Origin of the sequence: Imhoffiella purpurea, assembly GCF_000585215.1 — a bacterium.
GTDB lineage: Bacteria > Pseudomonadota > Gammaproteobacteria > Chromatiales > Chromatiaceae > Imhoffiella > Imhoffiella purpurea.
The window spans coordinates 1-23,817 of sequence record NZ_AONC01000045.1; the positions used below are offsets into that span (position 1 = coordinate 1).

The following is a 23,817-nucleotide window of genomic DNA, read 5'->3' on the forward strand; positions in this document are numbered from 1 at the left end:
GGCGTCGTTTAGGTCGTGGTTTTGACTTTGCCATAGCGGAGCCCGTCTGTCTTCACGTCCCCAAGGGAGGAGGAGGGTCTGAACGCTTACTTGAAGTCTCATCTCCTCGCGGGTCGCATTATTCGGAAAACGAATGGATTGGGCAATGCGCGAGACAGATATTGGACATCCGGATGGAATCGGCCGGGTCTCGGCGAACGGCTGGCTACTCGAATATCGCCCTGATTATCTGCGCATTTATATTAGAAAATCATAAAATTATATTTCGCTTCTAATGTGGTCATGATCGCCTCGATCCTCATTGCGTGCTTCTGTTTTCATTGGGAATGTAAAATAATCGCGCCGCGGACGTACCGCGGTCTGGAAATACAACAGCGACTCAGAGGAGTGACGACAGATGCGAATGAATCGAGATGTATTGGTCCGATGTTGGATGGCGTCGATGCTCGTGGCATTTGGCATCAGGGTGTCGGCCGTGCATGCGGAGGAATCGACCGAGCCCTTGCACCGGGTCTCTTCGGAGGTGTGCGAGACCTGTCACCAGGAGATCTATCGCCAATGGAAAGGCTCCATGCATGCCCAGAGCACGGCCCTGACGGATCCGATTCACGGCGCCTTCTACAACCAGGTGGTCGGCGATCCCACCGCGGAAGGGGTGGTCCACAAGCAGTCGGGAAAATTCCCCGTATGCCTTCAGTGCCACGCCCCCAACGCGGCGCGCGACAAGACCACCAAGCTGGATGCCATGCCCGCGTACAGCGAAGGGGTCAACTGCGTCGCCTGTCACACCCTGAAGGACTACAAGGGCATCGAGGACGCGAGCGGCAAGACCCGCTATGGTCTCATGGCCTACGCGGTCTCCGATGTGCTCCAGGGGCCGGTCGGCTTTCCGAGGGGCCTGGATCGGCTCGTCGCCGTCGATGACCCCTTCGGTGGGGCGGCGACCGCGAGCGCGGAGGATCAGAAGCCCAATCCTCATCTCGGCGAGCCGGTCGAGATGGACGGCAAGCGGATCCCGGCGCTCGAAATGGAATCCAACCCGGTCCAGCTCAGGACCTCGGACGCCTGCATGGGCTGTCACGATCAGCGCAAGAACCCTCAAGGGGTGCCTCTGTGTCAGACCGGCGGGGAATTCGTCGAGAGCGGCAGCCGGGTCGCCTGCCAGACCTGCCACATGCCCGTCGCCGGCGGCTTCGCCGATCACAGCATGGGCGGCGGTCACCACCAGGCCATGCTCGAGCGATCCATCGTGTTCGCGCTCGAGAGCGAGCCGGACGGAGACCTCATCGAGACGCGGGTCCAGCTGCGCAACCTGCAGCCGCATGCGATGCCGACGGGCGCGCCCTTCCGAAACCTGCACCTCGTGCTGACCGCCTATGATCGGGCGGGCGAGGTCGTCTGGAAGAATTCCGAGGGCCATCCGGCCGAGGGCGATCCCCGCGCCTATTTCGCCTACGGACTGGCGGACGACGAGGGACATCCGGCGCCACCTCCGACCGCCACGCAACCGGGCGGCGACACGCGTCTCGAGCCGCACGAGATTCGCGAGCTGGAATACGAGATCCCGACCGAGGGCGTGGTCCTGGTCCGGGGAGAGCTCTACTACAGTCTGCTGTGGCCGTCATTGGCCAAGAAGTTCGATCACCTACCTCAGGAGGTCACCTCTCCGGTTCTGATCGCGGTTGCCGAGAACCCGATACAGGAATAGAGAGGCATCTCTAGCAAGTCAGCGGATGGGCTCTGGATTCAGGGCCGGGAGGCTCGGGTGGTGATGGGCGATCGGCGACCACGGCTATCCTCAGCCTCTCGGCTCATGGATCTGAGAATCCCGCCCGGTTTGGCACTGGCCGCGGAGCCTGTCTGCCAGGGTCTTTCGGGCGCATCCGTTCGATTTCCTCCGTGAACCGATGAGCCGAGGGTCCATGCGGTCTCGATCGAACCGCATGGATCCGAGGTCAATCCAGTCGAGTCTCGATGTCAGGCACGCATCGGCCGATGCGTGCCATGGTGTACAATCCGATACGCTCGACGCCAAGACAAGGGCCGACATCCTCGGCAGGGCGGCGGGCTCCATGGCTCATCCACAACGGACGGAGTGGAATTTGGCTCAGGCATCCGATCCAGCGCGTGCTGGCGCCCGTCCGCTGCCGCACGCAGCCGACGCTCCTTCCTCCGCGCCGAAGGACAATGCACGTCCTGTCTCAACGCGACCTGTCCGGCGGCGCTCGTCCCGGTTTCCGCGCTCGGTGTTCGGCTGGTTCGTGCATTTCATCTCCAGCGCCTTCGCTCTGCCCATGCAGGTGGCATTGCTGGGGCTCGTGGGCGCGACCGTCTTCGTCGGCGTCACCCTTCCCGACCTGCCGGACGTGGAGCAGCTGCGCAACGTCCAGTTCAAGGAGCCGCTGCGCGTCTATGCCGCGGACGGCGCCTTCATGTCCGAGTTCGGGGTCCAGCGCCGTCGCCCGGTGGCGCTGAAGGATGTCCCGCCCCTGGTGATCCAGGCCTTTCTGGCGACCGAGGACAGCCGCTTCTTCGAGCACCGCGGCGTCGATGCGGTCGGCATGGGGCGCGCGATCCTCAGCTATCTGCAGACCGGCACCAAATCGCAGGGCGCCAGCACCATCAGCATGCAGGTGACGCGCAATTTCTTTCTGACGCCCGAAAAGACCTTCCAGCGCAAGCTGACCGAGGTGCTGCTGACCCTGCATGTGGAGCAGACCCTGACCAAGGAGGAGATCCTCGAGCTCTATCTGAACCAGATCTTCTTCGGGCATCGCGCCTACGGGATCGGCGCGGCCGCGGCGCTCTACTACGACAAACCGCTCGACCAGCTCACGGCGGCCGAGGCGGCGATGCTGGCGGGCATCCCCAAGGCGCCCTCGGCCAACAACCCGGTGACCAATCCGGCGCGGGCGCTCGAGCGCCGCGACTACATCCTGGGACGCATGCGCGAGCTGGGCTATATCGACGAGGACACCTATCGGACCTCGCTGGCGGCCCCCGACCGGGCCGCTCTTCATCGTCGTGCGCCCGAACTCGAGGCGGGCTATGTCGCCGAGATGGTGCGCGCCGAGATGATCCGCTTCTACGGCGAGGACGCCATCAGCCAGGGGTACCGGGTGACCGCGACCGTCGACTCCAGGCTGCAGACCGATGCACAGGAGGCATTGCGCACCGCGCTGCGCCGGTACGACCGGCGCCATGGCTACCGCGGCCCCGAGGCGAGCCTCGATATCGCCGGCATGACGGAGGCGGACATGGATGCCCATCTGTCCGCGGCGACCCGAATCCCCGGGCTCGAGCCCGCGCTGGTGACTCGGGTGACTCGCAGGGGCGCCGAGGTCTATCTCGGACAGGGACGGCGATCGACGCTCGGCTCCCGGGACCTGTCCTGGGCGCGCACGAGCCGCAACCGCGCCCGCTGGAACGGCCCGAAACGCAGCGCATCCAACGCCGTCGCCGTCGGCGATCTGATCCGGGTCAAACGGAACCAGGACGGCGACTGGGCGCTGACCCAGGTGCCGGCCGTTTCGGGCGCCCTGGTCTCCATCGATCCCCATGACGGTGCCGTGCGCGCCCTGGTCGGCGGCTACGCCTTCACCGGAACCAAGTTCAACCGCGCGGTCGACATGCGCCGCCAGCCAGGATCCAGCTTCAAGCCGTTCGTCTATGCCGCGGCCCTGTCGAGGGGCTGGACGCCCGCGTCCCTGGTCAAGGACGTGGCGGTCAAGCTGCCGCGCCGCGAGCGCTGGAATCCGAAGAACGCCGACCACAAGGAGCTGGGCCCAATCCGTTTGCGCCAGGCACTCGCCCTGTCGCGCAATCTGGCCAGCATCAATCTGCTGCAGAGCCTGGGGATCGACGCGGCCCAGGACTACATCCGCCGCTTCGGATTCGGCCCCGAGGCCATGCCCCAGGGGCTGTCCATGGTGCTGGGGACGGGCGAGCTGTCTCCGGTCAAGCTGGCCGAGGGCTATGCCGTCTTCGCCAACGGCGGCTATCACGTGATTCCCTATTTCATCGAACGCATCGAGGACGCCGACGGCCGGGTCGTCTTCCAGGCCAATCCGCCCTCGGCCTGTCGGGACTGCTGGTTCAAGACCGGGGACGGCTCGGCCACGACGCGCGGCACCGAACCGACCCGCATGGCCGAGCGCGTCATCGATCCGCGCACGGCCTTCCAGATGACCTCGCTGCTGCGCGAGGTCGTCGAGCACGGAACCGCGACCCGGGCCAAAAAGCTCGAGCGCCCGGACATCGTCGGCAAGACGGGCACCACCAACGACTATCGGGATGCCTGGTTCGCCGGCTATCAGGCGGATTTCGTTACCGTCGCCTGGATGGGTTTCGACGATTTCGGCAAGCTCGGACGCGGGGAGGGCGGCGGCAAGGCCGCGCTCGGCATGTGGGTCGACTTCATGCGGGAGGCGCTCGCCGACCGGCCGATCGCCACCCTGGATCTACCGGCCGGACTGATCGAGGTCAGGGTCGATCCGGCGCGCGGTGTGGAGACCGGCTCGAAGAACGGAATCCTCGAATACGTCCAGGAGGAGTTCCGCACCGAGGCCGAGTCCGCGCCGGTCGCGGTCGCCGACCGCTCCAGAGGCGGGCCCAGCCGCTCGGTGAATCGCTCCGCGCCGAGGGTGATGGACGATCTCTTCTGACCGCCAAATCCTGTTTCGCGCACCGAAGGTGTCTTTCTGCAGCACTCGCAGCGGCTTGGCCTGGTTGGCCAAGCTCAGCTCGCCGATCTCGTCGAGGAGAAGACGGATCGACGTGAGCCCTTCTCTCGGCCGTTCGCGGGAATTTCCGGGTTTGTCGTCGAGGTTGTTTGAATCTCGCTGCGGCGGCTGTAGACTCTGAAGTTTTTCCCCAACCACCATCATGAGGTCCTCCGTGGTCGCCCCCGAGCCAGATTTCCACCGTATCAAGCGGTTGCCGCCCTACGTCTTCAATATCGTCAACGAATTGAAGGCCGAGGCGCGAGCGCGCGGGGAGGACATCATCGATTTCGGCATGGGCAATCCGGATCAGCCCACGCCGCAGCATATCGTCGACAAGCTGACCGAGGCCGCGGGCCGTCGCGACACCCATCGCTATTCGGTGTCCCGGGGCATTCCCAGGCTGCGCCGGGCCATCTGTCACTGGTACCGGGACCGCTTCGACGTACACCTGGATCCGGAGACCGAGGCGATCGTCACCATCGGCTCCAAGGAGGGGCTGGCGCATCTTGCGCTCGCCACCATGAGCTCCGGGGACACGGTTCTGGTGCCCAATCCGGCCTATCCGATCCATCCCTACGGCTTCATCATCGCCGGTGCCGACGTGCGTCACGTGCGTCTGACCCCGGAAGTGGATTTCTTCGATGAGCTGAAGAAGGCGATCCAGGAATCCTGGCCGAAGCCGAAGATGCTGGTGATCAACTTCCCCGGCAACCCGACCACACAGTGCGTCGAGCTCGACTTCTTCCAGAAGGTCATCGACATCGCCGCCGAGCACGGCATCTGGGTCGTGCACGACATCGCCTATGCCGATATCGTCTTCGACGGCTACAAGGCGCCCTCGATCCTCCAGGTGCCTGGGGCCAAGGACATCGCCGTCGAGTTCTTCTCCATGTCGAAGAGCTACAACATGCCGGGCTGGCGCGTCGGCTTCATGTGCGGCAACAAGACCCTGGTCTCGGCGCTCGCCCGCATCAAATCCTATCTCGACTACGGCACCTTCACCCCGATCCAGGTGGCGGCCATCGCCGCGCTCGAGGGGCCGCAGGACTGCGTGCGCGAGATCAGCGATATGTACGAGGCACGTCGCGACGTGCTCTGCAGCGGTCTGACCGCCGCCGGATGGGCGGTCGAGCCGCCCAAGGCCACCATGTTCGTCTGGGCCCCGATCCCGGAGCAGTATCGCGGCATGGGGTCCCTGGAGTTCTCCAAAAAGCTCCTGCGCGAGGCCAAGGTCGCGGTGTCGCCAGGCATCGGTTTCGGCGAATATGGCGATACCCACGTGCGCTTCGGTCTGATCGAGAACGAGCATCGTACCCGCCAGGCCGTGCGCGGCATCAAGGAGATGCTGCGGCGGGATTCGCGCGCCGGCGCCTGATTCGGAGTCTTCTCACAGAGAATCGCTCGTCTGAGCCTGGGCAGGCTGCGCGCCTGTCCAGTCGCCGCTCGCGGACCCCGTGCCGGTGTCCGGGCGGCTCATATACAAGGTCATATCGAGGTGAAATGCATGGAACCGGTGAAGGTCGGGTTGTTGGGTCTCGGAACGGTCGGCGGCGGCACCGTCAGCGTCCTGACCGCGAATGCCGCCGAGATCGCTCGCCGTGCCGGGCGGGGAATCGACATCGCCCATGCCGCAGCGCGCGAGTATCGGCCCGAGACCATCCGGGGGCTGGATCGCATCGGCCGAATCGGAGACGACGCCTTTGCGCTGGTCGAGGACCCGGAGATCCAGATCGTCATCGAGCTCATCGGCGGCTATTCCCCGGCCCGCGAACTGGTGCTGCGGGCGATCGAGAACGGCAAGCACGTGGTCACCGCCAACAAGGCGCTGATCGCCAAGCACGGCAACGAGATCTTCGCCGCGGCCCGCGCGCATGGCGTGGTGGTCGGGTTCGAGGCGGCGGTGGCCGGCGGCATCCCCATCATCAAGGCGCTGCGCGAGGGCCTGGCCGCCAATCATATCGAGTGGATCGCCGGCATCATCAACGGTACCGGCAACTTCATCCTCAGCGAGATGCGCGACAAGGGTCGCGATTTCTCCGAGGTTCTGGCCGAGGCCCAGACGCTCGGCTATGCCGAGGCGGATCCCACCTTCGACATCGAGGGTATCGACGCGGCCCACAAGCTGACCATCCTGGGCTCTCTGGCCTTCGGCATCCCGCTGCAGTTCGAGCGCTGTTTCATCGAGGGCATCTCCGGGATCGAGACGCAGGATGTGGTCTATGCCGCCGAGTTGGGCTACCGCATCAAGCATCTGGGCATCGCCAGACGCTCCGACTGCGGGATCGAGCTGCGGGTGCATCCGACCCTGATCCCGGAGCGCCGTCTGCTGGCCAACGTCAACGGCGTCATGAACGCGGTGCTGGTCAAGGGCGACGCCGTGGGGCCGACGCTCTATTACGGTGCCGGCGCCGGGGCACTGCCGACCGCCTCGGCGGTGGTCGCCGATCTGGTCGACGTGGTGCGGACCCTCACCACGGACCCCAACAACCGGGTGCCGCATCTCGCCTTCCAGCCGGACGAGCTGGCCGACACGCCGGTGCTGGGGATGGAAGAGGTCGAGACCGCCTATTATCTGCGTCTCTCGGCCCTGGATCAGCCAGGCGTCATGGCGCGCATCGCCAGCATCCTCGGCGAGCAGGGCATCAGCATCGAGGCCATCAAGCAGAAGGAGCCCGCCGAGGGCGAGACCCACGTGCATCTGGTGATGCTGACCCACCGCGTGCTCGAAGGCCGAATGCAGGAGGCGCTCGCCCGCATCGAGGCGCTGGATTCGGTGCAGGGGTCGGTGGTGCGGATTCGCATGGAGACCCTTTCAGGTTAATCGCGACACCTGTTCCCCGGTCTTCTGGCCCTGTTCCCCGACCGGGCCGGCCGGAACGGTCAGACCTCGGACATGGATCGAACTGGATTCAACAGGCATCGGTGTCCGTGAGCGCGAGATCGCTGATTCTCTACCTGCTGGTCGTGGCCGCCTGCTGCGGCTGGTCCTCCTGTCTCGCGGCGGATGTGGTCGATCTCGAGTCGGGCTGGGAATATCGCTGGGGCGACTCTCCCTTCACGCCGGAGGGCGTGCCGCTCTGGACCCATGATGACGCCTCGGGTCGCTGGTCCTCCATCGGCTTTCCGTCCAATCCGCCTGGACGCGGCTCGCAAACGAACGTCTGGTTCCGCGCCACCCTGCCAGACGGGAGCTGGCGGGACCCGGTGCTCTACGTCTTCAGCGTGGACCTGATCGTCGAGGTCTATCTCGAGGGCCGCAGGATCTACCGGTTCGGACATTTCGGCGCGCAGGGCGAGGGGCGCTTCGAGGGCTGGCCGTGGCACATGATCCCGCTGCCGGTGGACTGCGCTGGAAAGCGGGTCTATTTCCGAGTCTTTTCAGACTACATGGATATCGGTCTGTGGGGGCGGATCCGGGTGATGGAACGGGTCGATCTGCTCCTCGGGGTCGTGCGCAGTTCGATCGAGCGTCTCGTCATCGGCGGCTTTTCGTTTCTCATCGCCTGTTTGTCGCTGTTCTTCGGTTTCCTCAGCCGAGAGCGCCTGAGCTTCACGACCTTGGCACTCTTCTCCTTGGCCTCCGGCTGCATGGTCCTCAGCGGCAGTCAGATCAATCTGCTCGTCATCGACCGTCCGTTGCTGTGGGACTATATGGGAGCGATCGGATATTTCACGATTCCGATCGCCATGGCCTTTCTGTTGGACCGCTGGCTGAGGCCCATGCGGGCCCCCTTGGTCGGGCTCGTCTGGAGATTCCATCTTTTCTATCTGGTTGGAGCGCTCGCTCTGTCCTGGACCGGGATGGTGTCGCTCGCCGATACCTACCCGGTGTTCGATGCCTGCTTCGCGATCTCGCTGGCCCTCTTGCTGATCCCGGCGGTCCATGTAGCCGTGCACGGCAACAACGACCAGAAGGCGATCCTGGCGGCCCACGCCATTCTGAGCCTCTTGCTGCTGCTCGACATGGCGGTCGCGCACGGCCTGATCCCCTGGGTCGAGGTGCCGGTCGCCTGGGGCGCGCTGGCCTTCTCGCTGGCGGTCGTCATCGTCTCGCTGCGCTATTACGCATGTACTCAGGTGGCGCTGCAGGCGCTCAATCTGTCGCTGGAACAGGAGGTCAGGCGGCGCACGGCCGCACTCGCCAGGCTGGTGAGTCGCGAGCGGCGCAGGGCGAGGATGCTGGAGGTCGAGAGCGGCAAGCGCGCCGAGCTCGAACGTCTGTTGTCCGATCTCCAGGGCTGCAAGGAAATGGAGGAGGCCGTCTCCAGTCTGCCTCAATGGCTTTCGGCGTTCTGCCATCCATTGGCGGGCGCCTACTATCGATTGGACAAGGATGCGGGGAATTATCGCCTGCAGGCATCCTGGCTCGATGCCTCGCGGTCCGGCATACCGTCCTTGGTTCCGGTGTGCGAATCGGCTGGCATCCTGACGGTCGACCGCCATTGGCGTCTGCCTCTCCGCTACGAGGATCCGAGATACGGCGAATGCGAGCTGGGAGTGCTGTGGCTGCGGATACCGGACGAGCGGGGTCGCGCGGATTCGGATGAGGATACCGAGTGGCTCTCTCTGATCGAACTCGGACTGGAGAAGATCGGTCTCGTCTTGTCTCAGCACTGCCTTCATGGGGAACTGCGCAGACTTTCCTACGAGGACGGCCTCACCGGCATCAAGAATCGCCGTTTTCTCGACGACATGTTCAGCCGCGAGGCGAGCCTGGCCGCGAGGCATGAACGGCCGCTGTCGGTCATCATGTGCGACGTCGATCATTTCAAGCGTTTCAACGACACCCATGGCCATGCCGCTGGCGACCGGGTGCTGAGGCGGGTCGCCGAGATTCTGTCGGGCGTCTTCCGGCAGACGGATCTGGTCTGCCGCTATGGCGGCGAGGAGTTCACCGTGGTGATGCCCGGGACGCGCCTCGAGGACTGCCGACAGCGCGCCGAGGAGCTGCGCCAGGGTATCGAGACGGAGTCCTTCGAATACGAAGGCTGCCCGCTCGGATCCGTCACCATCTCGGTCGGCATCGCCTCCTGGCCCGAGATGGCGGTTGCGCCCGAGATGCTCATCGTCATCGCGGATCAGGCCCTCTACCGGGCCAAGCGGGCGGGGCGGAACCGGGTCGAGAGCTATTGAGGACGCTCAACCCTGGCCCGGTTTGCGTCCGAGCAGATGATGGAAGTTGGCCAGGCGCTCGGGCGCGATGGATCCGGATTCGACCGCCTCGCGGATGGCGCAGTCTGGCTCATGGGCATGATGACAGTCGGCGAAGCGGCATCGACCCAGGAAGGGTGCGAATTCGCGGAATCCGCGCTGCAGTCCCTCGCGATCGATGGCGCCGAGCCGGAAACTGCGCACGCCGGGCGAGTCGATGAGGAAGCCGCCGCCGTTCAGCCGGTAGCAGGTCGCGGCAGACGTTGTATGGCGTCCCAGTCCCGTGGCCTTGGACAGGCGTCCGATCTGGATCTCCCGGTCCGGCAGCAGTGTCTTGACCAGAGAGGATTTGCCGACCCCCGACTGACCGACCAGGATGCTCGTCTCGCGGCCCAGCCGGGCGATCAGCGACGCGAGCGTTTCGGGGTCGCGCATGCTGACCCAATGGATTTCGTAGCCGATGTCTGGATAGTGCGAGAAACGGCGTGTGAAGATTGCGCGCGCGTCCGCGCCCAGGAGATCCATCTTGTTGCCGACGATCAGCGGCTGGACGCCGATCAGCTCGGCGGCGACCAGATACTGGTCGACCAGATAGCCGCTGGGTTCGGGTTCTGGCGCGATCAGGATCACCAGTTGGCTCAGGTTGGCGGCGAGCGGCTTGTCCCGGCCATTGAAATCGGGCCGGCTGAGCACCGTGGCGCGGGGCTGGATGGCGGTGACCACGCCCTGATCCTCGCCCGTCGACTGCCAGACGACCAGGTCTCCGCACACCGGATGTCCGATGTTCTGGCGTGACAGACAATGATGGATCCTGCCCTTTCCGTCCTCTACGGCCAGGTTGGCGCCGTGGCGGACCACCACCCGGCCCTCCATGGGCTCCGAGTGGGCATCGAATTCGGCCAGGGCGGCATCCGCGCGTGTGGCGAGCCGCTCGCGGCGCCGTTCCTGGATGGTACGGATACGCTCGATCTGGCGTTCTGAAAGCCGGCGTTTTGGCATCGGATCAGTGCTTGAAGTGGTAGAAATTCTGGTTCAGATAGTCCGCGACCTTGGCGACGTCCTCGTCGAACCAGTTCAGGCCCAGACCCAGCTCGCAGCGCCGCACCTGTGTCTCGAGCTCCTCGGCCGAGCCGACCTTGCAGCCCATGCGGGTGTGGATTCCGCTGCCATGGCAGCCGATGCAACGATGCTGATAGAGCTCCTGTGCCGTTTCGGCGGCCGTCGCGTTGGCCATACAGACCAGCAGCCCGGCGCAGGCGAGGATTGGGGTGGGCTGTCGTTCGAGCATGGATGCTTACTCCGAGTTCGTGATCTCGAACGCTATTGTAGGGGCTGATGCGAGGGACGGCAGCCTTCGCCGACTCCAATCCCTCTGGTGGTATCGCATCCGCTGGTCTCCGGACTGCGCTAGACTCCCCTCCGATCCGTTCCGGAGCGAGGCTGTCGGCCCTGGCCGCTGGTGTCCGTCGGCATCGTTTCGTTCACCCGAGGAGAGCATTGGAGCATGAGCGAGAGCGAAAACAACCTGATCTGGATCGATTTGGAGATGACCGGACTGGATCCCTCCAGCGACCGCGTTCTCGAGATCGCCACCATCGTCACCGACACCAATCTGCAGATCCTCGACGAGGGGCCGGTCATCGCGATCCATCAGGACGAGTCCGTTCTGTCCACCATGGACGATTGGAACTGCGAGCATCATGGCGCCTCGGGGCTGCTGGATCGGGTACGCGCCAGCAAGGTCACCGAGGGGCAGGCGGAGTCCGCGACGCTCGCCTTTCTGGCCGACTACGTGCCGGCCGGGGCATCGCCCCTGTGCGGCAACAGTATCTGTCAGGACCGGCGCTTTCTCGCCCGCTGGATGCCCAAGCTGGAGGGCTACTGCCACTATCGCAATCTCGACGTCAGTTCGCTGAAGATCCTGGCGCAGCGCTGGGCGCCCGAGGTGGCTCGCAGCGTCAAGAAGACCTCGCGTCATTTGGCGCTCGACGACATCCGCGAGTCGATCGAAGAGCTCCGTCACTATCGAACCCACTTCATACGTCCCTTTTGATCTCGCCGGGTTCGTCCTTGGGCGCTCGTCGCATCCACCGATGGGTCGAGCCTTTTTCCTAGCTTGCAGATCCGGTATTTAGTGATTAGTATTCCGGACCTTTTCCCTTGCCAGTCCATCCAAGCGGATGGGCCATGATGCGCTTGCAGCGCGGGCATCCCGTCGGGATGTCGGCAACTCTGGAGACCGCCTCGCGATTGGGCTCTCCGCCGGGTGAGTAGCACCCGACTCTCTCTTGGGCACTCGTGGATCGAGGCCTGATTCGTTCACCAACTGACAGCCGTGGATTTGGCTGAGGGGAGGTTGCCATGTTGACCACTCACGTCGCAGGAGCCGCAAGGCACGACGGCATCCTGAGGCCGCGTCGGTTTCAGGTCTTTACCGATCGCCATTTCGACCAGATCGAACGGTTGAAGTCTCTGGATCCGGAGCATCGCTTCGCCATGCAGGTCGTGGCCAGCGTTCTGCCGTTCCGGGTCAATCAGTATGTCATCGACGAGCTCATCGACTGGAGCCGGGTTCCCGAGGATCCGATCTTTCAGCTGACCTTCCCCCAGCGGGGCATGTTGTCCGATGCCGACTTCGAGCGGATGGCCGATCTGCACCGTCGCGGCGCCAGCCGGGATGAGATTCAGACCCTCGCCAACGAGATCCGGGTGCGGCTCAATCCGCATCCGGCCGGGCAGATGGACCTCAACACGCCGACCGACGAGGGGTGTCCGCTCGAGGGGCTTCAACACAAGTACCGTGAAACGGTGCTTTTCTTCCCGGCTCAGGGGCAGACCTGTCACTCCTACTGCAGCTTTTGCTTTCGCTGGGCGCAATTCGTCGGCGACAAGACGCTGAAGATCGCCACCAACGAGGCCGGGATGCTGCACCGTTATCTGCGCCAGCATCGCCAGGTCACGGATCTGCTGGTGACCGGCGGCGATCCTATGGTGATGAAGGCTCGTCACCTCTCTTCCTATCTGACACCTCTGCTGAACGCCGATCTGGAGCATATCCAAACGGTTCGCATCGGGACCAAGTCCCTGTCGTTCTGGCCGTATCGGTTCGTCACCGACGAGGATGCGGACGAGATGCTCGGATTGTTCGAGCGTCTCATCGAAGGCGGCAAGCACGTGGCCATCATGGCCCACTACAACCATCCGCGCGAGCTCTCGACCGAGGTCGCTCATGAGGCCATACGCCGGCTGCGCGACGTGGGCGTGGAGATCCGCAGTCAGGGTCCGCTGCTGGGACACATCAACGACGACCCGCGCGTCTGGTCCGATCTCTGGACGGCTCAGGTCAGGCAGGGAATCATCCCCTATTACATGTTCGTCGAGCGCGATACCGGCGCTCAGCACTATTTCGGCGTTCCTCTGGCGCGTGCCTGGGAGATCTATCGTCAGGCCATGCAGCGCGTCTCCGGTCTGGGACGGACCGCGCGCGGTCCCTCCATGTCGGCCGGACCTGGCAAGGTGGAGATCCAGGGCATCACCGAGATCCAGGGCGAAAAGGTCTTCGTCCTGCGCTTCATCCAGGGACGCGATGCCGATTGGGTTCAGCGGCCCTTCTTCGCCAGATACGATCCCGAGGCCACTTGGCTCGATCAGCTGAAGCCGGCCTTCGGAGAGGAGAGCTTCTTCTTCGACAAGGAATATGCCGCCATGCAGCAGGGCCTGGTTCGGGCCATTCAGTAGGCAGTTCGCCTCCATGACCGTCCTGGACCCGCAATGACGCGGATCCAGGACCCGGTCGGTCTCAGATCGCCAATTGGCGGTGCAGTCCCTCGTCCCAGTCGGCCGTCAGGCTGCGGAAGATCCAGTTGCGGCTGCGGCGCAGCCGCTGATAAGCGGCCTTCAGATCCAGGATGAGCGTGATCCGGCGACTGGCGCAGCGCAGTTCGCCGCGCTCGTGGGTCGCGACCGCGGCGAAGCCCATGACCCGGGTATGGAAGCCGTAGGGCGAATGGGGGTCGTTCTCGAAGACGTCGGTGATGTAATGGGTGAAGCCGCGTTCGACCGTCTCCCGGGTGGCCGCGCGCATCAGCGCCACCGCGATCATCAGGTTGCGGCGGCAGCTTGGGACGATCGCGAAGCGGCCGATCTCGGCGATCCGGTTGGTGCGGAGGAATTGATCCACATCGATCCGCTGGTCCAGCAGATCGATCTCGTACTCGCGATACTGGGCGACAGGGGGCTGATAGTGGATGCGCAGCACGCCGACCGGCTCCTCGTCCCTGAGGGCGACGAACCAGGAGATCTGGCTCTCGTTCAGATCGCTCTCGGGAAGCTGGGACTCGGCCTCGATCACCCAGCGCTTCTCGTCCCGATAGGTCGATCGCAGCACGCTCAACGCCTGCTCGCGGGTCTCGGGTGTTTCGACTCGTGTGACGCGGATCTTCTTGGGCACGACGCTGTTCCTCGCGGCTGAAGCCATTCGGTCGGTTGTCTGGGGGGAAATGCGTTGAGATGGGTCGTCTAGGACTGGGCGGTTCCTTTACCGCAGAGCGGGGCGATTCCCTCCATGATCTGGGCCTTGAAGCCGGCGACGGTCAGTCGTCCGGGCCGCTCGCTGCGGAATGGCGGGTGGAGCGGCTCGCCGACGACGAATTCGATGGGGCTGGACGGGTCGATGCGGCTCCCGCCGTCGCGTGTGCCGGCGAAGCGGATCCCCATCGGCAGCACCGGCACTCCGCAGACGATGGCCAGACGGGCGGCCCCGGAGCGTGCCGGACGCAGCCTGTCCGCCGCGCCGTTGACGGTTCCCTCGGGAAAGATCCCGATCGAGCGGCCCTCGTCGAGCCGTCGGCGCGCGGCTTCGTAAGGCGTCGTCGGGCCGGCATGCGCCTGGCGGAAGCGGTTCAGGAAGGCCGGTCGTGCCGGTTTGCGGGCGATGGTGATGGCTCCGGCCCGGTCGTAGAGATGGCCGACGCCCGGGATGAGCCTGAAATTCCAGTCGGCCAGGAAATGCACCGGCCGGCCGCCGCGCAGCAGCATCAGCAGCGCGGTGAGAAAGACGACCTCGCGGCGCGAGCTGTGATTGACCGCCAGGATGAAGGGATCCGCCGCGGGCAGCAGCCGCTCGGCATTCCGGATAGGGCGCACCTGTCGCAGGGCGAGACTCGCGGCCAGCCGCACCAGGAGGCGATCGCCGGCGCGGTCCAGCGACGGCAGGGGAAGGCTCCAGACGGGTGTCTCGCGGGGATCCGCAAATGGCTTGTTCGCTGGCGTCGAGTCGATCGCGACGGGCATGGGTGCGAAGTCGGCTGTACTTGGACTATCGGCCATCTTCGCAGGCGTGGGTTGCATTCCCGCGACCGTTTCTTTGCACTTGTTTGTCCGCGCGGCGGCGTCACGGAACTGTCAGCCTCGGCCGATAGAGTGGATGCGCTCGGGCATCCGGAGAGAAATCAGAGTGGAAACCTTTACCGTATCCTCATGGAGCGAGTTGCAGGAGATCCTGTTCGCCGATTCCTGGGTCCCGGAGATCGGCCGCTACCGTTCGCGCTACGCCTTCCGCGGACTCTCGGATGCCGACTATGGGCTCGAGACCACCCTGATGCGGCTGGGCGGCGGCTATGCCCAGCTCGAGCGTCATCTGCTGCGCAATTTCCGCAAATACGCCCACCGGCGGGTAGTGGAGCGCGACTCGGTGTGGCACTGGCTGGCGGTGGCCCAGCACTATGGTCTGCCGACCCGGCTGCTCGACTGGACCTATTCGCCTTTCGTGGCCTTGCATTTCGCCACCGCCCATGTCGACAAGATCGACCGCGACGGCGTCATCTGGGCGGTCAACTATCTCGCCACCCACCGCATGGCGCCGGAGCGGCTGCTGTCGCGTCTGGAGCTGGAGGGGGCCAACGTCTTCACCGTCGAGATGCTCTCCGAGACCGTCAAGTCGCTTACCGAGCTGGATCAGCTGTCCGACCTGCCCTTCACGCTCTTCTTCGAGCCGCCCTCGATCGACGACCGCATCGTCAACCAGTTCGCCTTCTTCTCGGTCAGCTCGGATCCGATGCTGGCCATGGACCGCTGGCTCCTGGACCATCCCGGGATCTGTCGGCGGATCGTCATTCCGGCCGAATTGAAGTGGGAGATCCGCGACAAGCTGGATCAGTCCAACGTGACCGAACGGGTCTTCTTTCCTGGCTTGGAAGGGCTGACGGCCTGGCTGAAGCGGCACTACAGTCCGCGTTGCTGAAAACAGTCATGTAGGTTGGGCCGACGTACGAGGCCCAACAGGTCGCCTTATCCGGGGCGCGCCAGCCAGCCGCCGCCTTGTTGGGCCTCCTCGCGTCGGCCCAACCTACCGTCCGTTTCATGTTTCGAGGCGTCCGCCGGGAGCCCTATCCGGTGTGCGCCGACTCGGCTTCATTTGCCCATGGGCCGTTTCTCGCCGCAGGGCAGATAGCCGGCCGTGGGCGAGGGCGGGTTCTTGAGCGCCTCGTTCAGCGAGTCGCAGATGGTGCGCAGGACCTTGACGCGGGCATAGGGCTTGTCGTTGCCCTCGACCAGGGTCCAGGGGGCGTGCTTGGTGCTGGTACGCACGACCATCTCGTTGACCGCCTCCTTGTACTGGGGCCATTTCTCGCGGTTCCGCCAGTCCTCGTCCGTGATCTTGTATTGCTTGTAGGGCACGTCCTCGCGGTCCTTGAAGCGCTTGAGCTGCTCCTCCTGGCTGATATGGATCCAGAACTTGACCAGGATGACACCGCTGTCGACCAGCTGCTCCTCGAAGCGGTTGATCTCGGAATAGGCGCGGCGCCATTCGGCGTCGGCGGCGAATCCCTCGACGCGCTCGACCAGGACCCGCCCGTACCAGGAACGGTCGTAGATGGTGATATGGCCGGCCCGCGGAAGATGACGCCAGAAGCGCCACAGATAGTGATGGGCCTTCTCCTCGTCGGTGGGCGCGGCGACCGGGATCGAACGGAACAGCCGGGCGTCGACGGCGCTGGTGATGCGCCGGATGGCACCGCCCTTGCCGCCGGCGTCCATGCCCTCGAAGACCAGTACCGTGGAGCGCTTCTGGTTGTAGGCGGACCAGGCGAGCTCGTTGATCTCGGTCTGGAGCTTCTTGAGGCGACTCTTGTAATCGTCGCGGGGCAGGGTGAGCGAGAGGTCCAGCTGGTCGAGCAATGTGATCTGAGCCGTGGGGCTTTCCGGGAGGTCGGGGCCGGGGATGGTGCCGTTCGGTTCGTCGGGCGTCGTCTCGGCGATGCGCGAGCGGATGGCATGCAGCAGCGTCTTGCCGACGGTGAGATCGCGATAGCGCCGATCGCCGGCCTCGACCAGATACCAGGGCGAGGTGCCTCGGTCGGTGTGGAGGATGACCCGCTCGGCGACCTGTTCGAAGGCGGCATAGTGCTCGGAGAACTTGCTCTTGTCCGGCACCATCTTCCAGCGGCTCTTGTCGTCGCGCGACAGCTCCTTGAGCCGGGACTTCTGGTCGGACTCCGACATGTGGAACCAGAACTTGACGATGAGTGCGCCGTCCTGGGTCAGCATGCGCTCGAAGTCGACGATCCGGTTCAGTTCGCCGTCGAGCTCGGCCTCGCTGCAGGCGTCCTTGAAGCGGTGCTCGATGGGGGTCTGGTACCAGCCGCCGAAGAGGATGGAGATCTCGCCGCGCGCGGGCATGGAACGCCAGAAGCGCCAGTAGCGCGGACGCTCGCGTTCCTCGTCCGATTCGTCCCAGAAGGCGAAGTTCTGCACCCCTCGGGTGTCCAGCCATTCGTTGAGACGGTTGACCACCTCGCCCTTGCCGGCGGCCTCCACGCCCGAGACCAGTACGATCACCGGGATATTGGAGACCCTGAGATCACGTTGGACGGCGAGGAGCTGGGTTCGGAGTTCTTCCTGCTGTTCCTTGAAGTCCTGCTTGCTGACCGTGCGGCCGACCTTCGTTGCTTCGAACATGCATCATTTCCTCGTCGGGCTGGATGTCAGGGGTAGTGGGCCGAGTTTAGGCCAAGTTGGAGTCTCTTCTCCGCAAATCGAGACGACCACCCCCGATATCCGTCCAAACTGTGATTCAAGATCCGAACCGGGCCATTTTGGCGGGCGCGATTGATACATATCAAGGATTCAGGACCTTCTTATGGAGGCGACTCTCGGCCTTGTCTTAATGTTGCGCTCCGACCCTCGCTCGCCGCATGACCGCAAGCAAGAAACCCGCATCCCGCGGCCATGACCCGGGATCGAAACGACCACCTTGGAGGACTGTCCCATGGCCTGGAGCATTCCACGCCTGTCCCGCCGTGCGTTCCTGAAAACATCCGGTTACGGCGCGGCCGGCCTGACGCTCTTGTCGCCGGTCTCGAACGCCGTCAAGAATGCCATGGCCGACGTCGATGACGAGGTCATCGAAGAGGTTTCCTACAGCATCTGCAACTTCTGCTCGTCAGTGTGCAACCTGAAGGTCACCAGCCATACCCGCAATGGGGAGAAGCGGGTGGTCAAGCTCGACGGCAACCCCTATTCGACCCTCAACCGCGGCAAGATCTGCGCCCGCGGTCAGTCGGGCCTGCGCCAGACCTACGACACCGACCGCCTCAAGACGCCCCTGATCCGGGTCGAGGGCAGCAAGCGCGGCGAATACGCCTTCCGCGCCGCGAGCTGGGAGGAGGCCTACGAGTACATCGCCAAGAAGTCTCAGACCGCCGAGATCAAGCCCTGGGAATGGACCATGGTCGGCGGCTGGACCTCCTGCGTCTTCTACATGAGCTGGGCGGTGCCCTTCGCCATGGCCAACGAGGTGCCGAACATCGTCGCCTCGCCGATGCAGCACTGCGTCACCACGGGCCACATGGGGACCGACCTCGTGACCGGCAACTTCAACATCCACGACGAGATGCTGCCGGACTTCGACAACGCCAAGTACATCCTCTTCGTCGGCAACAACGCCTCGATCGGCGGCGTCTCCACCTGCCGCATGGTGCGCTTCGCCCAGGGCCGCAAGAAGGGCGCGAAGATCGTGGTGCTGGATCCGCGCCGCTCCGAGACCGGCGCCAAGGCCGACGAATGGCTGCAGATCAAACCGGGCACCGATCTGGCCTTCCTGCTGGCCATGATGCGCATCCTCATGGAGGAGGGGCTCTACGACGGCGTCTTCCTGCGCAAGCACACCAACATGCCCTTCCTGGCCTATCGCGACGACGCGGGCGAGCTCCAGCTCCTGACCGACGTCGAGGGCCGTCCCCAGGTGCTGGTCGAGGGCACCAACGAGGTGCGCACCCTCGCGGCCTTCACCAACGACAACACTGTGGACATCGAGGGCAACGCCTTCACCCCGGCGCTGCTGAGCCCGGAGGCCTACAGTCTCGACGGCCGCGCGGTCATGACCGTGTTCGAGGCCCAGCTCCAGGAGCTGGCCTCCTACACCCCCGAGTGGGCCGCCGACATCACCGGCATCCCGTCCCAGACCATCGTCCGCATTGCCCACGAGTTCGGCACCACGCGTCCGGCCATCATCGATCCGGGCTGGCACGGCGCCCGCTACGGCAGCGTCATGATGCTGCGTCGGGTCCAGGCCATGATCCAGGCCCTGACCGGCGGTCTCGACCGCACCGGCGGCTGGATGAACTCGGCCGAGGTCCATCACAAGGCCGCCCATATGTACGAGGCCATGGAGCACGGCTACGAGATGGGCTCGCCGCTGGCGACGCTCGCCGGCATGGCCTTCGCCAAGATGGTCATCGGCGCGCTCTCCAATGGCGATAATTTCTCGCACGGCCATCCGGGCTGGGCCTGGGCCTGGAACGCGCAGGAGAAGGCCGCCGGGCGCTTCAACGTCGCCCTGCCGGTGATGACCGAGTCCGGTCTGAAGGAATCGGTCGAGGGCCGTGTCAAGCATGGCGACGAGCCCTATCTGACCCGCGCCTTCCTCATCAACGCCTCCAACCCGGTGCGTCACTATTATCCGGACAGCCGCTGGAAGGAGACCCTGAGTCACGAGAACGTCGAGCTGGTGGTCATGATCGAGGTGCTGCCCTCGGATACCGCGCCCTATGCCGACGTCATCCTGCCCAACACCACCTATCTGGAACGCGACGAGCCGACCATCTACGGCAACGGCGTCAATCACGATCAGGCCTTGACCACGCGCTATGCGGCCATTCCGCCGCTCTACGATACCGAGGAGACGGCCGACATCCTGCTCAAGATGACCGAGATCATCTCGGGCAACACCCAGGTCTTCCACGAATGGGTGGAGAAGCTCACCGGACTCAAGGCCGAGCCGATCAAGGCCGTGCTCGAGCGCAACCGCCAGACGATGAAGAAGGGCGCCTATCAGCTCGCCTGCCGCGAGGTCGCCTTCGCCCAGACCGCCGAGCGTCTCGGGGTGACGCCCGAGCACATCGACGAGGTGCTGCGCGCCAAGGGCGTCTATCACGAGCAGGATCGCGAGCACATCCTGGACAAGCACGCCATGCCCTGGCGCATGCCGGTGCCGACCGAGTGCGGGCGCGTCGAGTTCTTCTCCAGCCTGATGCGCCAGCTTCGCAACGACGGACATCTGGAACCCAACTTCAGCGTCCTGGCGACCTGGATCCCGGTCAAGCTGCGTTCCGGCTCGCCACAGGAGGTCGCGGCGCCCCTCGCCAAGGACGAGTTCTATTTCACCTACGGCAAGACGCCGACCGTCTCGCACGCCTCGACCAACAACAACAATCCGGTCCTGGCCGCGATCAACGAGTTCAAGAGCGACGTCTACAAGGGCGTCTGGATCCACCCCGAGCGCGCCGAGAAGCTCGGCATCGCCATGGGCGATGCCATCCAGATCACCAACACCCAGTCGGGTCAGCACGCCGGTGGGCACGCCTACGTGACCCGTCTGATCCATCCGGACGTGCTTTTCATCTACAGCTCGTTCGGGGTCGAGAACAAGGCCCTGTCGCGCACCCACGGCGACGGGACCGCGACCAGCAAGCTGATTCCCTACCAGGTCGAGCCGGTCGTCGCGGGTTTCCGCTCGCAGGAATTCACCGTTCGCGTCGCCCGGGCCTGAGGAGGACTGAGACATGCCACATTTTGCGATGGTCATCGACCTCAACACCTGCGTCGGCTGCAACGCCTGCATGGCGGCCTGCGCCATGGAGAACCAGAGCCCGGTCTGGGACGTGCAGAAATGGCGCACCTATGTGCACGACAAGGAGATCGGTCTGGGCTCGGACGTCAATCGCCGCTTCTTCCCGCGTCTGTGCAACCACTGCGACAACCCGCCCTGCATGTCGGTCTGTCCGACCGGGGCCACCCAGAAGAAGGAAAACGGGATCGTCTTCGTCGATCAGGATCTGTGCATGGGCTGCCGCGCCTGCGCCATGGCCTGTCCCTATCACGCCCGGGTCCCGGTCACCCATGCCGACATGCGCAAGGGGCGCGAGTTCTACGGCTCGGACTACCACCGCACCAGTCCCAGCATGGACAAGTGCTCCTTCTGCGATCACCGGGTCGAGGAGGGCCGCAAGCCGGCCTGCGTCGAGACCTGCGTCGGCTCGGCGCGCATGTTCGGCGATCTCGACGATCCCGAGGATCCGGTCGCCCAGATGGTCGCGAGCGGTGCCGCACGGCCGCTGATGCCGCACATCGGCACCCGGCCCAATGTCTACTACATCGACGACATCCGCTGGAGGAGCTGAGCCATGGAAGTCAACATGACCTATGCCACCCAGGACATCTGGACCTGGTGGCTCGCCATCTATCTCTATTTCGGCGGTCTCGGCGCCGCGACCCTGGCGGTGACCTTCCTCACCGACATGTATCTCAAGCCCAGCCGCGATCTGGTGATCTGGGGTGCCGGCGCCGGCGTGGTGCTGCTGGCCCTGGGCTCGCTGATGCTGTTCGGCCATCTGCTCGACAAGGTGGCCGTACTCACCATCCTCAACCCCATGGCCATGTTCAACCAGTCCACCGCCTGGATCGCCTGGGGGACCCAGTTCATCATCTGGATGATGGTATGGGGCGTCCTCTATGCGCTGCCCTATGTCCGCGAGACCGAGTTCCCCAAAAAGGTTCCGGTGATCAAGGACCTGATCGATCGTCCGTTCGTGATCGGCATCTCCAAGCTGGTCAACCGCTTCCATCGTCAGGTCGGCTGGCTGGCCGTGGTCAACGGCGTCGGCGTCGCCGTCTACACGGGTCTGCTGCTGCAGTCCTTCCCGGCGGTCGCGCTCTGGCACAACCCGGCGGTGCCGCTGCTGTTCACCGTGTCGGCCTTCTCGACCGCCATGGCCTTTCTGCTGCTGCTCATGTACACCCTGCTCCATGAGCAGGCCGACGAGTCCATCCGCGTGCTCTACGAGCGGATCGACCTGGTGCTGATCGCCGGCGAGCTGGTGGTGCTCTTCTCGCTCTACATGTATCTCAAGAACGGCTCCGAATCCGCCGTGCGCTCGCTCGAACTGCTGTGGAACGACTACGGCTGGATGGTCGGCTTCATCGGCTTCGGTCTCATCGTGCCCTTCTTCCTCGAGCTCAAGGGCGTGATGAAGGGCTGGTCGACCCGGGTGCCCATCATCACCGCCTCGGTACTGGTGCTGGCGGGCGGCTATATGCTGCGCCACTACTTCATGTACGCCGGCGTCTACGCCTATCCATGGTGAGCCGGGATATAGAAACGCGCGGGGCCGGCGTCGGCCCCGAGGCCCGCTCCGATCGTGGGGCGGGTCCATCTCCCGAGGATCTGCGCTGCCTGGCCATTCTTCTCTCCATGCCGGAGGAGGGCGCGCTGGAGGCGCTGCGCGAGATGGCCGAGCAGGCCCCTTGGCTGAAGTCCGCGGTCGCCGAACTGGAGGGGATGCCGTTGGACCGCTGGCAGGCCGAGCACACGCGGCTGTTCGTCAACGGCTACCCCAAGACGCCCTGTCCGCCGTTCGAGTCGGCCTATCGTCAGGGGCAGATGGGAGGAACCATGGCCTCGGATCTGGCCGCCTTCTATCGGCGCGCCGGTCTCGAACCCGAGGGCGCCGCCGCCGATTATCTGGGAACCCTGCTGGACTGCGCCGCCTATCTGGCCGATCTGGTCCGATCCGCCGAGCCGGATTCGGGCCAATGTCTGATCGACGCGCTCGAACGCGAGCTGTGGGAGGAGCATCTGTTCCGCTGGCTGCCGCGTTTCGCCGGGGATCTCCGGCAAGCGTCCGAGCTGCGGCTTTATCGGGTGCTGGGCGAGCGTCTTGGCGCCATGTGCGAGGATGTCGACGATGGTGCTTGAATCCGGCTGGCAGACCCTAGGTCCCGATCTCACCGAGGACGACGAGGCATTGTCCTCGATGGTTCTGGAGGTCCATCGCTCGCTGCTCGAAGGCCCCTTGGCGGGCGATCCCTCGCTCAATCTGGCCCTGCCGATCCAGCCGCGCGCACTGCGCCGGATCGAAGACTGGCGGGTGCTGCTGCTGCTCACGCCCTGGATGTTCGCGCGTCTGCTGTTTCCGGACCGTCCGCTCGACATCGATATTCCGCCGGGCTGGTCTGCCGGCGAGCGATCCGACGCGGACTATCTGGTGCTGGGCCCCATGCTGAGCCTCGAACTGCTCGGCCAGGTCCAGCGCGCCCATCTCAACTATCACTCCAGGCTCGGCCATTATCTGCTCCAGCCCATCTGTCTCGATCTGGAGCGTTATGCCGATCCCGAAGCGGTGTTCGAGGACTGGAATCAGGTCATCCGCACCCGCGACGAGAACATGGAGCAGGCCAGACGCGACTGCGCCATGCAGAAGGAGATCTCGCGTCGCGAGCTGTTCCGGCGGCTCAAGCCGGGCGCCTGAATCCCTCCAATGCGCACCCCATCGGCTCGCGATCCAATCTGAGAACCAGCTCCCGTCCGCCCTGCGTCGAAGCTCCTAATCTGAAATCGAAGGGAATGGAATCCGAGTGGGGCCAGGCGGGGCGGGTGGGTCGA

The 23,817-nt window shown here is 64.6% G+C and carries 18 protein-coding genes; 13 read left to right on the forward strand and 5 right to left on the reverse strand.

Annotation, left to right across the window (positions count from 1 at the left end; all coding sequences use genetic code 11):
* Positions 1–442: 442 nt before the first annotated feature.
* The 5 genes from D779_RS14500 to D779_RS14520 all read left to right on the forward strand — a co-directional run bounded on the left by D779_RS14500 (position 443) and on the right by D779_RS14520 (position 9,857).
* Entirely contained in the window at positions 443–1,708 is a 1,266-nt protein-coding gene (locus D779_RS14500; protein ID WP_232424201.1) for a cytochrome c family protein, read from the forward strand.
* Positions 1,709–2,261: 553 nt separating this feature from the next.
* The gene (locus D779_RS14505) at positions 2,262–4,664 is read left to right on the forward strand and encodes a penicillin-binding protein 1A (protein WP_332307765.1); all 2,403 of its coding nucleotides are present in this window, start codon (positions 2,262–2,264) and stop codon (positions 4,662–4,664) included.
* A 232-nt stretch (positions 4,665–4,896) separates the two neighbouring features.
* A complete protein-coding gene (alaC, locus tag D779_RS14510) occupies positions 4,897–6,099 on the forward strand; it encodes an alanine transaminase (protein ID WP_043755577.1) in 1,203 nt (400 codons plus the stop codon).
* 129 nt (positions 6,100–6,228) lie between these two features.
* Entirely contained in the window at positions 6,229–7,545 is a 1,317-nt protein-coding gene (locus tag D779_RS14515; RefSeq protein ID WP_043755406.1) for a homoserine dehydrogenase, read from the forward strand.
* A gap of 107 nt (positions 7,546–7,652) precedes the next feature.
* The gene (locus D779_RS14520) at positions 7,653–9,857 is read left to right on the forward strand and encodes a GGDEF domain-containing protein (protein ID WP_232424202.1); all 2,205 of its coding nucleotides are present in this window, start codon (positions 7,653–7,655) and stop codon (positions 9,855–9,857) included.
* A 6-nt stretch (positions 9,858–9,863) separates the two neighbouring features.
* Here the strand turns inward: D779_RS14520 and rsgA are convergent, their stop codons facing one another.
* Both rsgA and D779_RS14530 read right to left on the reverse strand, forming a co-directional pair.
* Positions 9,864–10,874 (reverse strand): ribosome small subunit-dependent GTPase A, encoded by a 1,011-nt coding sequence (gene rsgA / locus D779_RS14525; protein ID WP_043755408.1) that lies wholly within the window; start codon positions 10,872–10,874, stop codon positions 9,864–9,866.
* Positions 10,875–10,878: 4 nt separating this feature from the next.
* Positions 10,879–11,163: a c-type cytochrome gene (locus D779_RS14530; protein WP_043755410.1), complete on the reverse strand. Its 285-nt coding sequence runs from the start codon at positions 11,161–11,163 to the stop codon at positions 10,879–10,881.
* Positions 11,164–11,379: 216 nt separating this feature from the next.
* Between D779_RS14530 and orn the strand changes: the two genes are divergently transcribed.
* Positions 11,380–11,928, forward strand: a complete 549-nt coding sequence (gene orn / locus D779_RS14535) for an oligoribonuclease (protein WP_043755413.1) — start codon at positions 11,380–11,382, stop codon at positions 11,926–11,928.
* A 308-nt stretch (positions 11,929–12,236) separates the two neighbouring features.
* Positions 12,237–13,613, forward strand: a complete 1,377-nt coding sequence (locus D779_RS14540; protein ID WP_043755415.1) for a KamA family radical SAM protein — start codon at positions 12,237–12,239, stop codon at positions 13,611–13,613.
* A gap of 61 nt (positions 13,614–13,674) precedes the next feature.
* On the opposite strand, the gene D779_RS14545 is transcribed toward D779_RS14540, so the two are convergent.
* Both D779_RS14545 and D779_RS14550 read right to left on the reverse strand, forming a co-directional pair.
* Positions 13,675–14,325, reverse strand: a complete 651-nt coding sequence (locus D779_RS14545; RefSeq protein WP_043755417.1) for a GNAT family N-acetyltransferase — start codon at positions 14,323–14,325, stop codon at positions 13,675–13,677.
* A 68-nt stretch (positions 14,326–14,393) separates the two neighbouring features.
* Positions 14,394–15,167 (reverse strand): lysophospholipid acyltransferase family protein, encoded by a 774-nt coding sequence (locus tag D779_RS14550; RefSeq protein WP_052348153.1) that lies wholly within the window; start codon positions 15,165–15,167, stop codon positions 14,394–14,396.
* Between the two features lie 163 nt (positions 15,168–15,330).
* Here D779_RS14550 and D779_RS14555 point away from each other — a divergent pair, with 163 nt between their 5' ends.
* Positions 15,331–16,116 (forward strand): FRG domain-containing protein, encoded by a 786-nt coding sequence (locus tag D779_RS14555; protein ID WP_043755419.1) that lies wholly within the window; start codon positions 15,331–15,333, stop codon positions 16,114–16,116.
* Between the two features lie 170 nt (positions 16,117–16,286).
* Here the strand turns inward: D779_RS14555 and pap are convergent, their stop codons facing one another.
* Positions 16,287–17,834, reverse strand: a complete 1,548-nt coding sequence (gene pap, locus D779_RS14560; protein ID WP_043755421.1) for a polyphosphate:AMP phosphotransferase — start codon at positions 17,832–17,834, stop codon at positions 16,287–16,289.
* Positions 17,835–18,144: 310 nt separating this feature from the next.
* Here pap and D779_RS14565 point away from each other — a divergent pair, with 310 nt between their 5' ends.
* Genes D779_RS14565 through hybE form a run of 5 tightly spaced genes read left to right on the forward strand, consistent with a single transcriptional unit; the run spans position 18,145 to position 23,683 of the window.
* The gene (locus D779_RS14565; protein ID WP_043755423.1) at positions 18,145–20,925 is read left to right on the forward strand and encodes a molybdopterin-dependent oxidoreductase; all 2,781 of its coding nucleotides are present in this window, start codon (positions 18,145–18,147) and stop codon (positions 20,923–20,925) included.
* 13 nt (positions 20,926–20,938) lie between these two features.
* Entirely contained in the window at positions 20,939–21,556 is a 618-nt protein-coding gene (locus D779_RS14570) for a 4Fe-4S dicluster domain-containing protein (RefSeq protein ID WP_043755427.1), read from the forward strand.
* Between the two features lie 3 nt (positions 21,557–21,559).
* Positions 21,560–22,519, forward strand: coding sequence for an NrfD/PsrC family molybdoenzyme membrane anchor subunit (nrfD, locus tag D779_RS14575; protein WP_043755429.1), 960 nt, complete (start codon positions 21,560–21,562; stop codon positions 22,517–22,519).
* On the forward strand, positions 22,513–23,130 hold the full coding sequence (locus D779_RS14580) for a TorD/DmsD family molecular chaperone (RefSeq protein WP_043755431.1): 618 nt from the start codon (positions 22,513–22,515) through the stop codon (positions 23,128–23,130). Before nrfD ends, D779_RS14580 begins: the two co-directional genes overlap by 7 nt.
* Positions 23,120–23,683: a [NiFe]-hydrogenase assembly chaperone HybE gene (hybE, locus tag D779_RS14585; protein ID WP_043755585.1), complete on the forward strand. Its 564-nt coding sequence runs from the start codon at positions 23,120–23,122 to the stop codon at positions 23,681–23,683. Before D779_RS14580 ends, hybE begins: the two co-directional genes overlap by 11 nt.
* Positions 23,684–23,817 lie beyond the last annotated feature (134 nt).

Bases quoted from the DNA above. Each gene is read 5' to 3' on its own strand.
- D779_RS14500 (WP_232424201.1), top strand. From the start codon at position 443: ATGCTCGTGGCATTTGGCATCAGGGTGTCGGCCGTGCATGCGGAGGAA.
- D779_RS14515 (WP_043755406.1), top strand. From the start codon at position 6,229: ATGGAACCGGTGAAGGTCGGGTTGTTGGGTCTCGGAACGGTCGGCGGC.
- rsgA (WP_043755408.1), bottom strand. From the start codon at position 10,874: ATGCCAAAACGCCGGCTTTCAGAACGCCAGATCGAGCGTATCCGTACC.
- D779_RS14530 (WP_043755410.1), bottom strand. From the start codon at position 11,163: ATGCTCGAACGACAGCCCACCCCAATCCTCGCCTGCGCCGGGCTGCTG.
- orn (WP_043755413.1), top strand. From the start codon at position 11,380: ATGAGCGAGAGCGAAAACAACCTGATCTGGATCGATTTGGAGATGACC.
- D779_RS14540 (WP_043755415.1), top strand. From the start codon at position 12,237: ATGTTGACCACTCACGTCGCAGGAGCCGCAAGGCACGACGGCATCCTG.
- D779_RS14550 (WP_052348153.1), bottom strand. From the start codon at position 15,167: ATGCCCGTCGCGATCGACTCGACGCCAGCGAACAAGCCATTTGCGGAT.
- pap (WP_043755421.1), bottom strand. From the start codon at position 17,834: ATGTTCGAAGCAACGAAGGTCGGCCGCACGGTCAGCAAGCAGGACTTC.
- D779_RS14565 (WP_043755423.1), top strand. From the start codon at position 18,145: ATGGCCTGGAGCATTCCACGCCTGTCCCGCCGTGCGTTCCTGAAAACA.
- D779_RS14570 (WP_043755427.1), top strand. From the start codon at position 20,939: ATGCCACATTTTGCGATGGTCATCGACCTCAACACCTGCGTCGGCTGC.
- nrfD (WP_043755429.1), top strand. From the start codon at position 21,560: ATGGAAGTCAACATGACCTATGCCACCCAGGACATCTGGACCTGGTGG.
- D779_RS14580 (WP_043755431.1), top strand. From the start codon at position 22,513: ATGGTGAGCCGGGATATAGAAACGCGCGGGGCCGGCGTCGGCCCCGAG.
- hybE (WP_043755585.1), top strand. From the start codon at position 23,120: ATGGTGCTTGAATCCGGCTGGCAGACCCTAGGTCCCGATCTCACCGAG.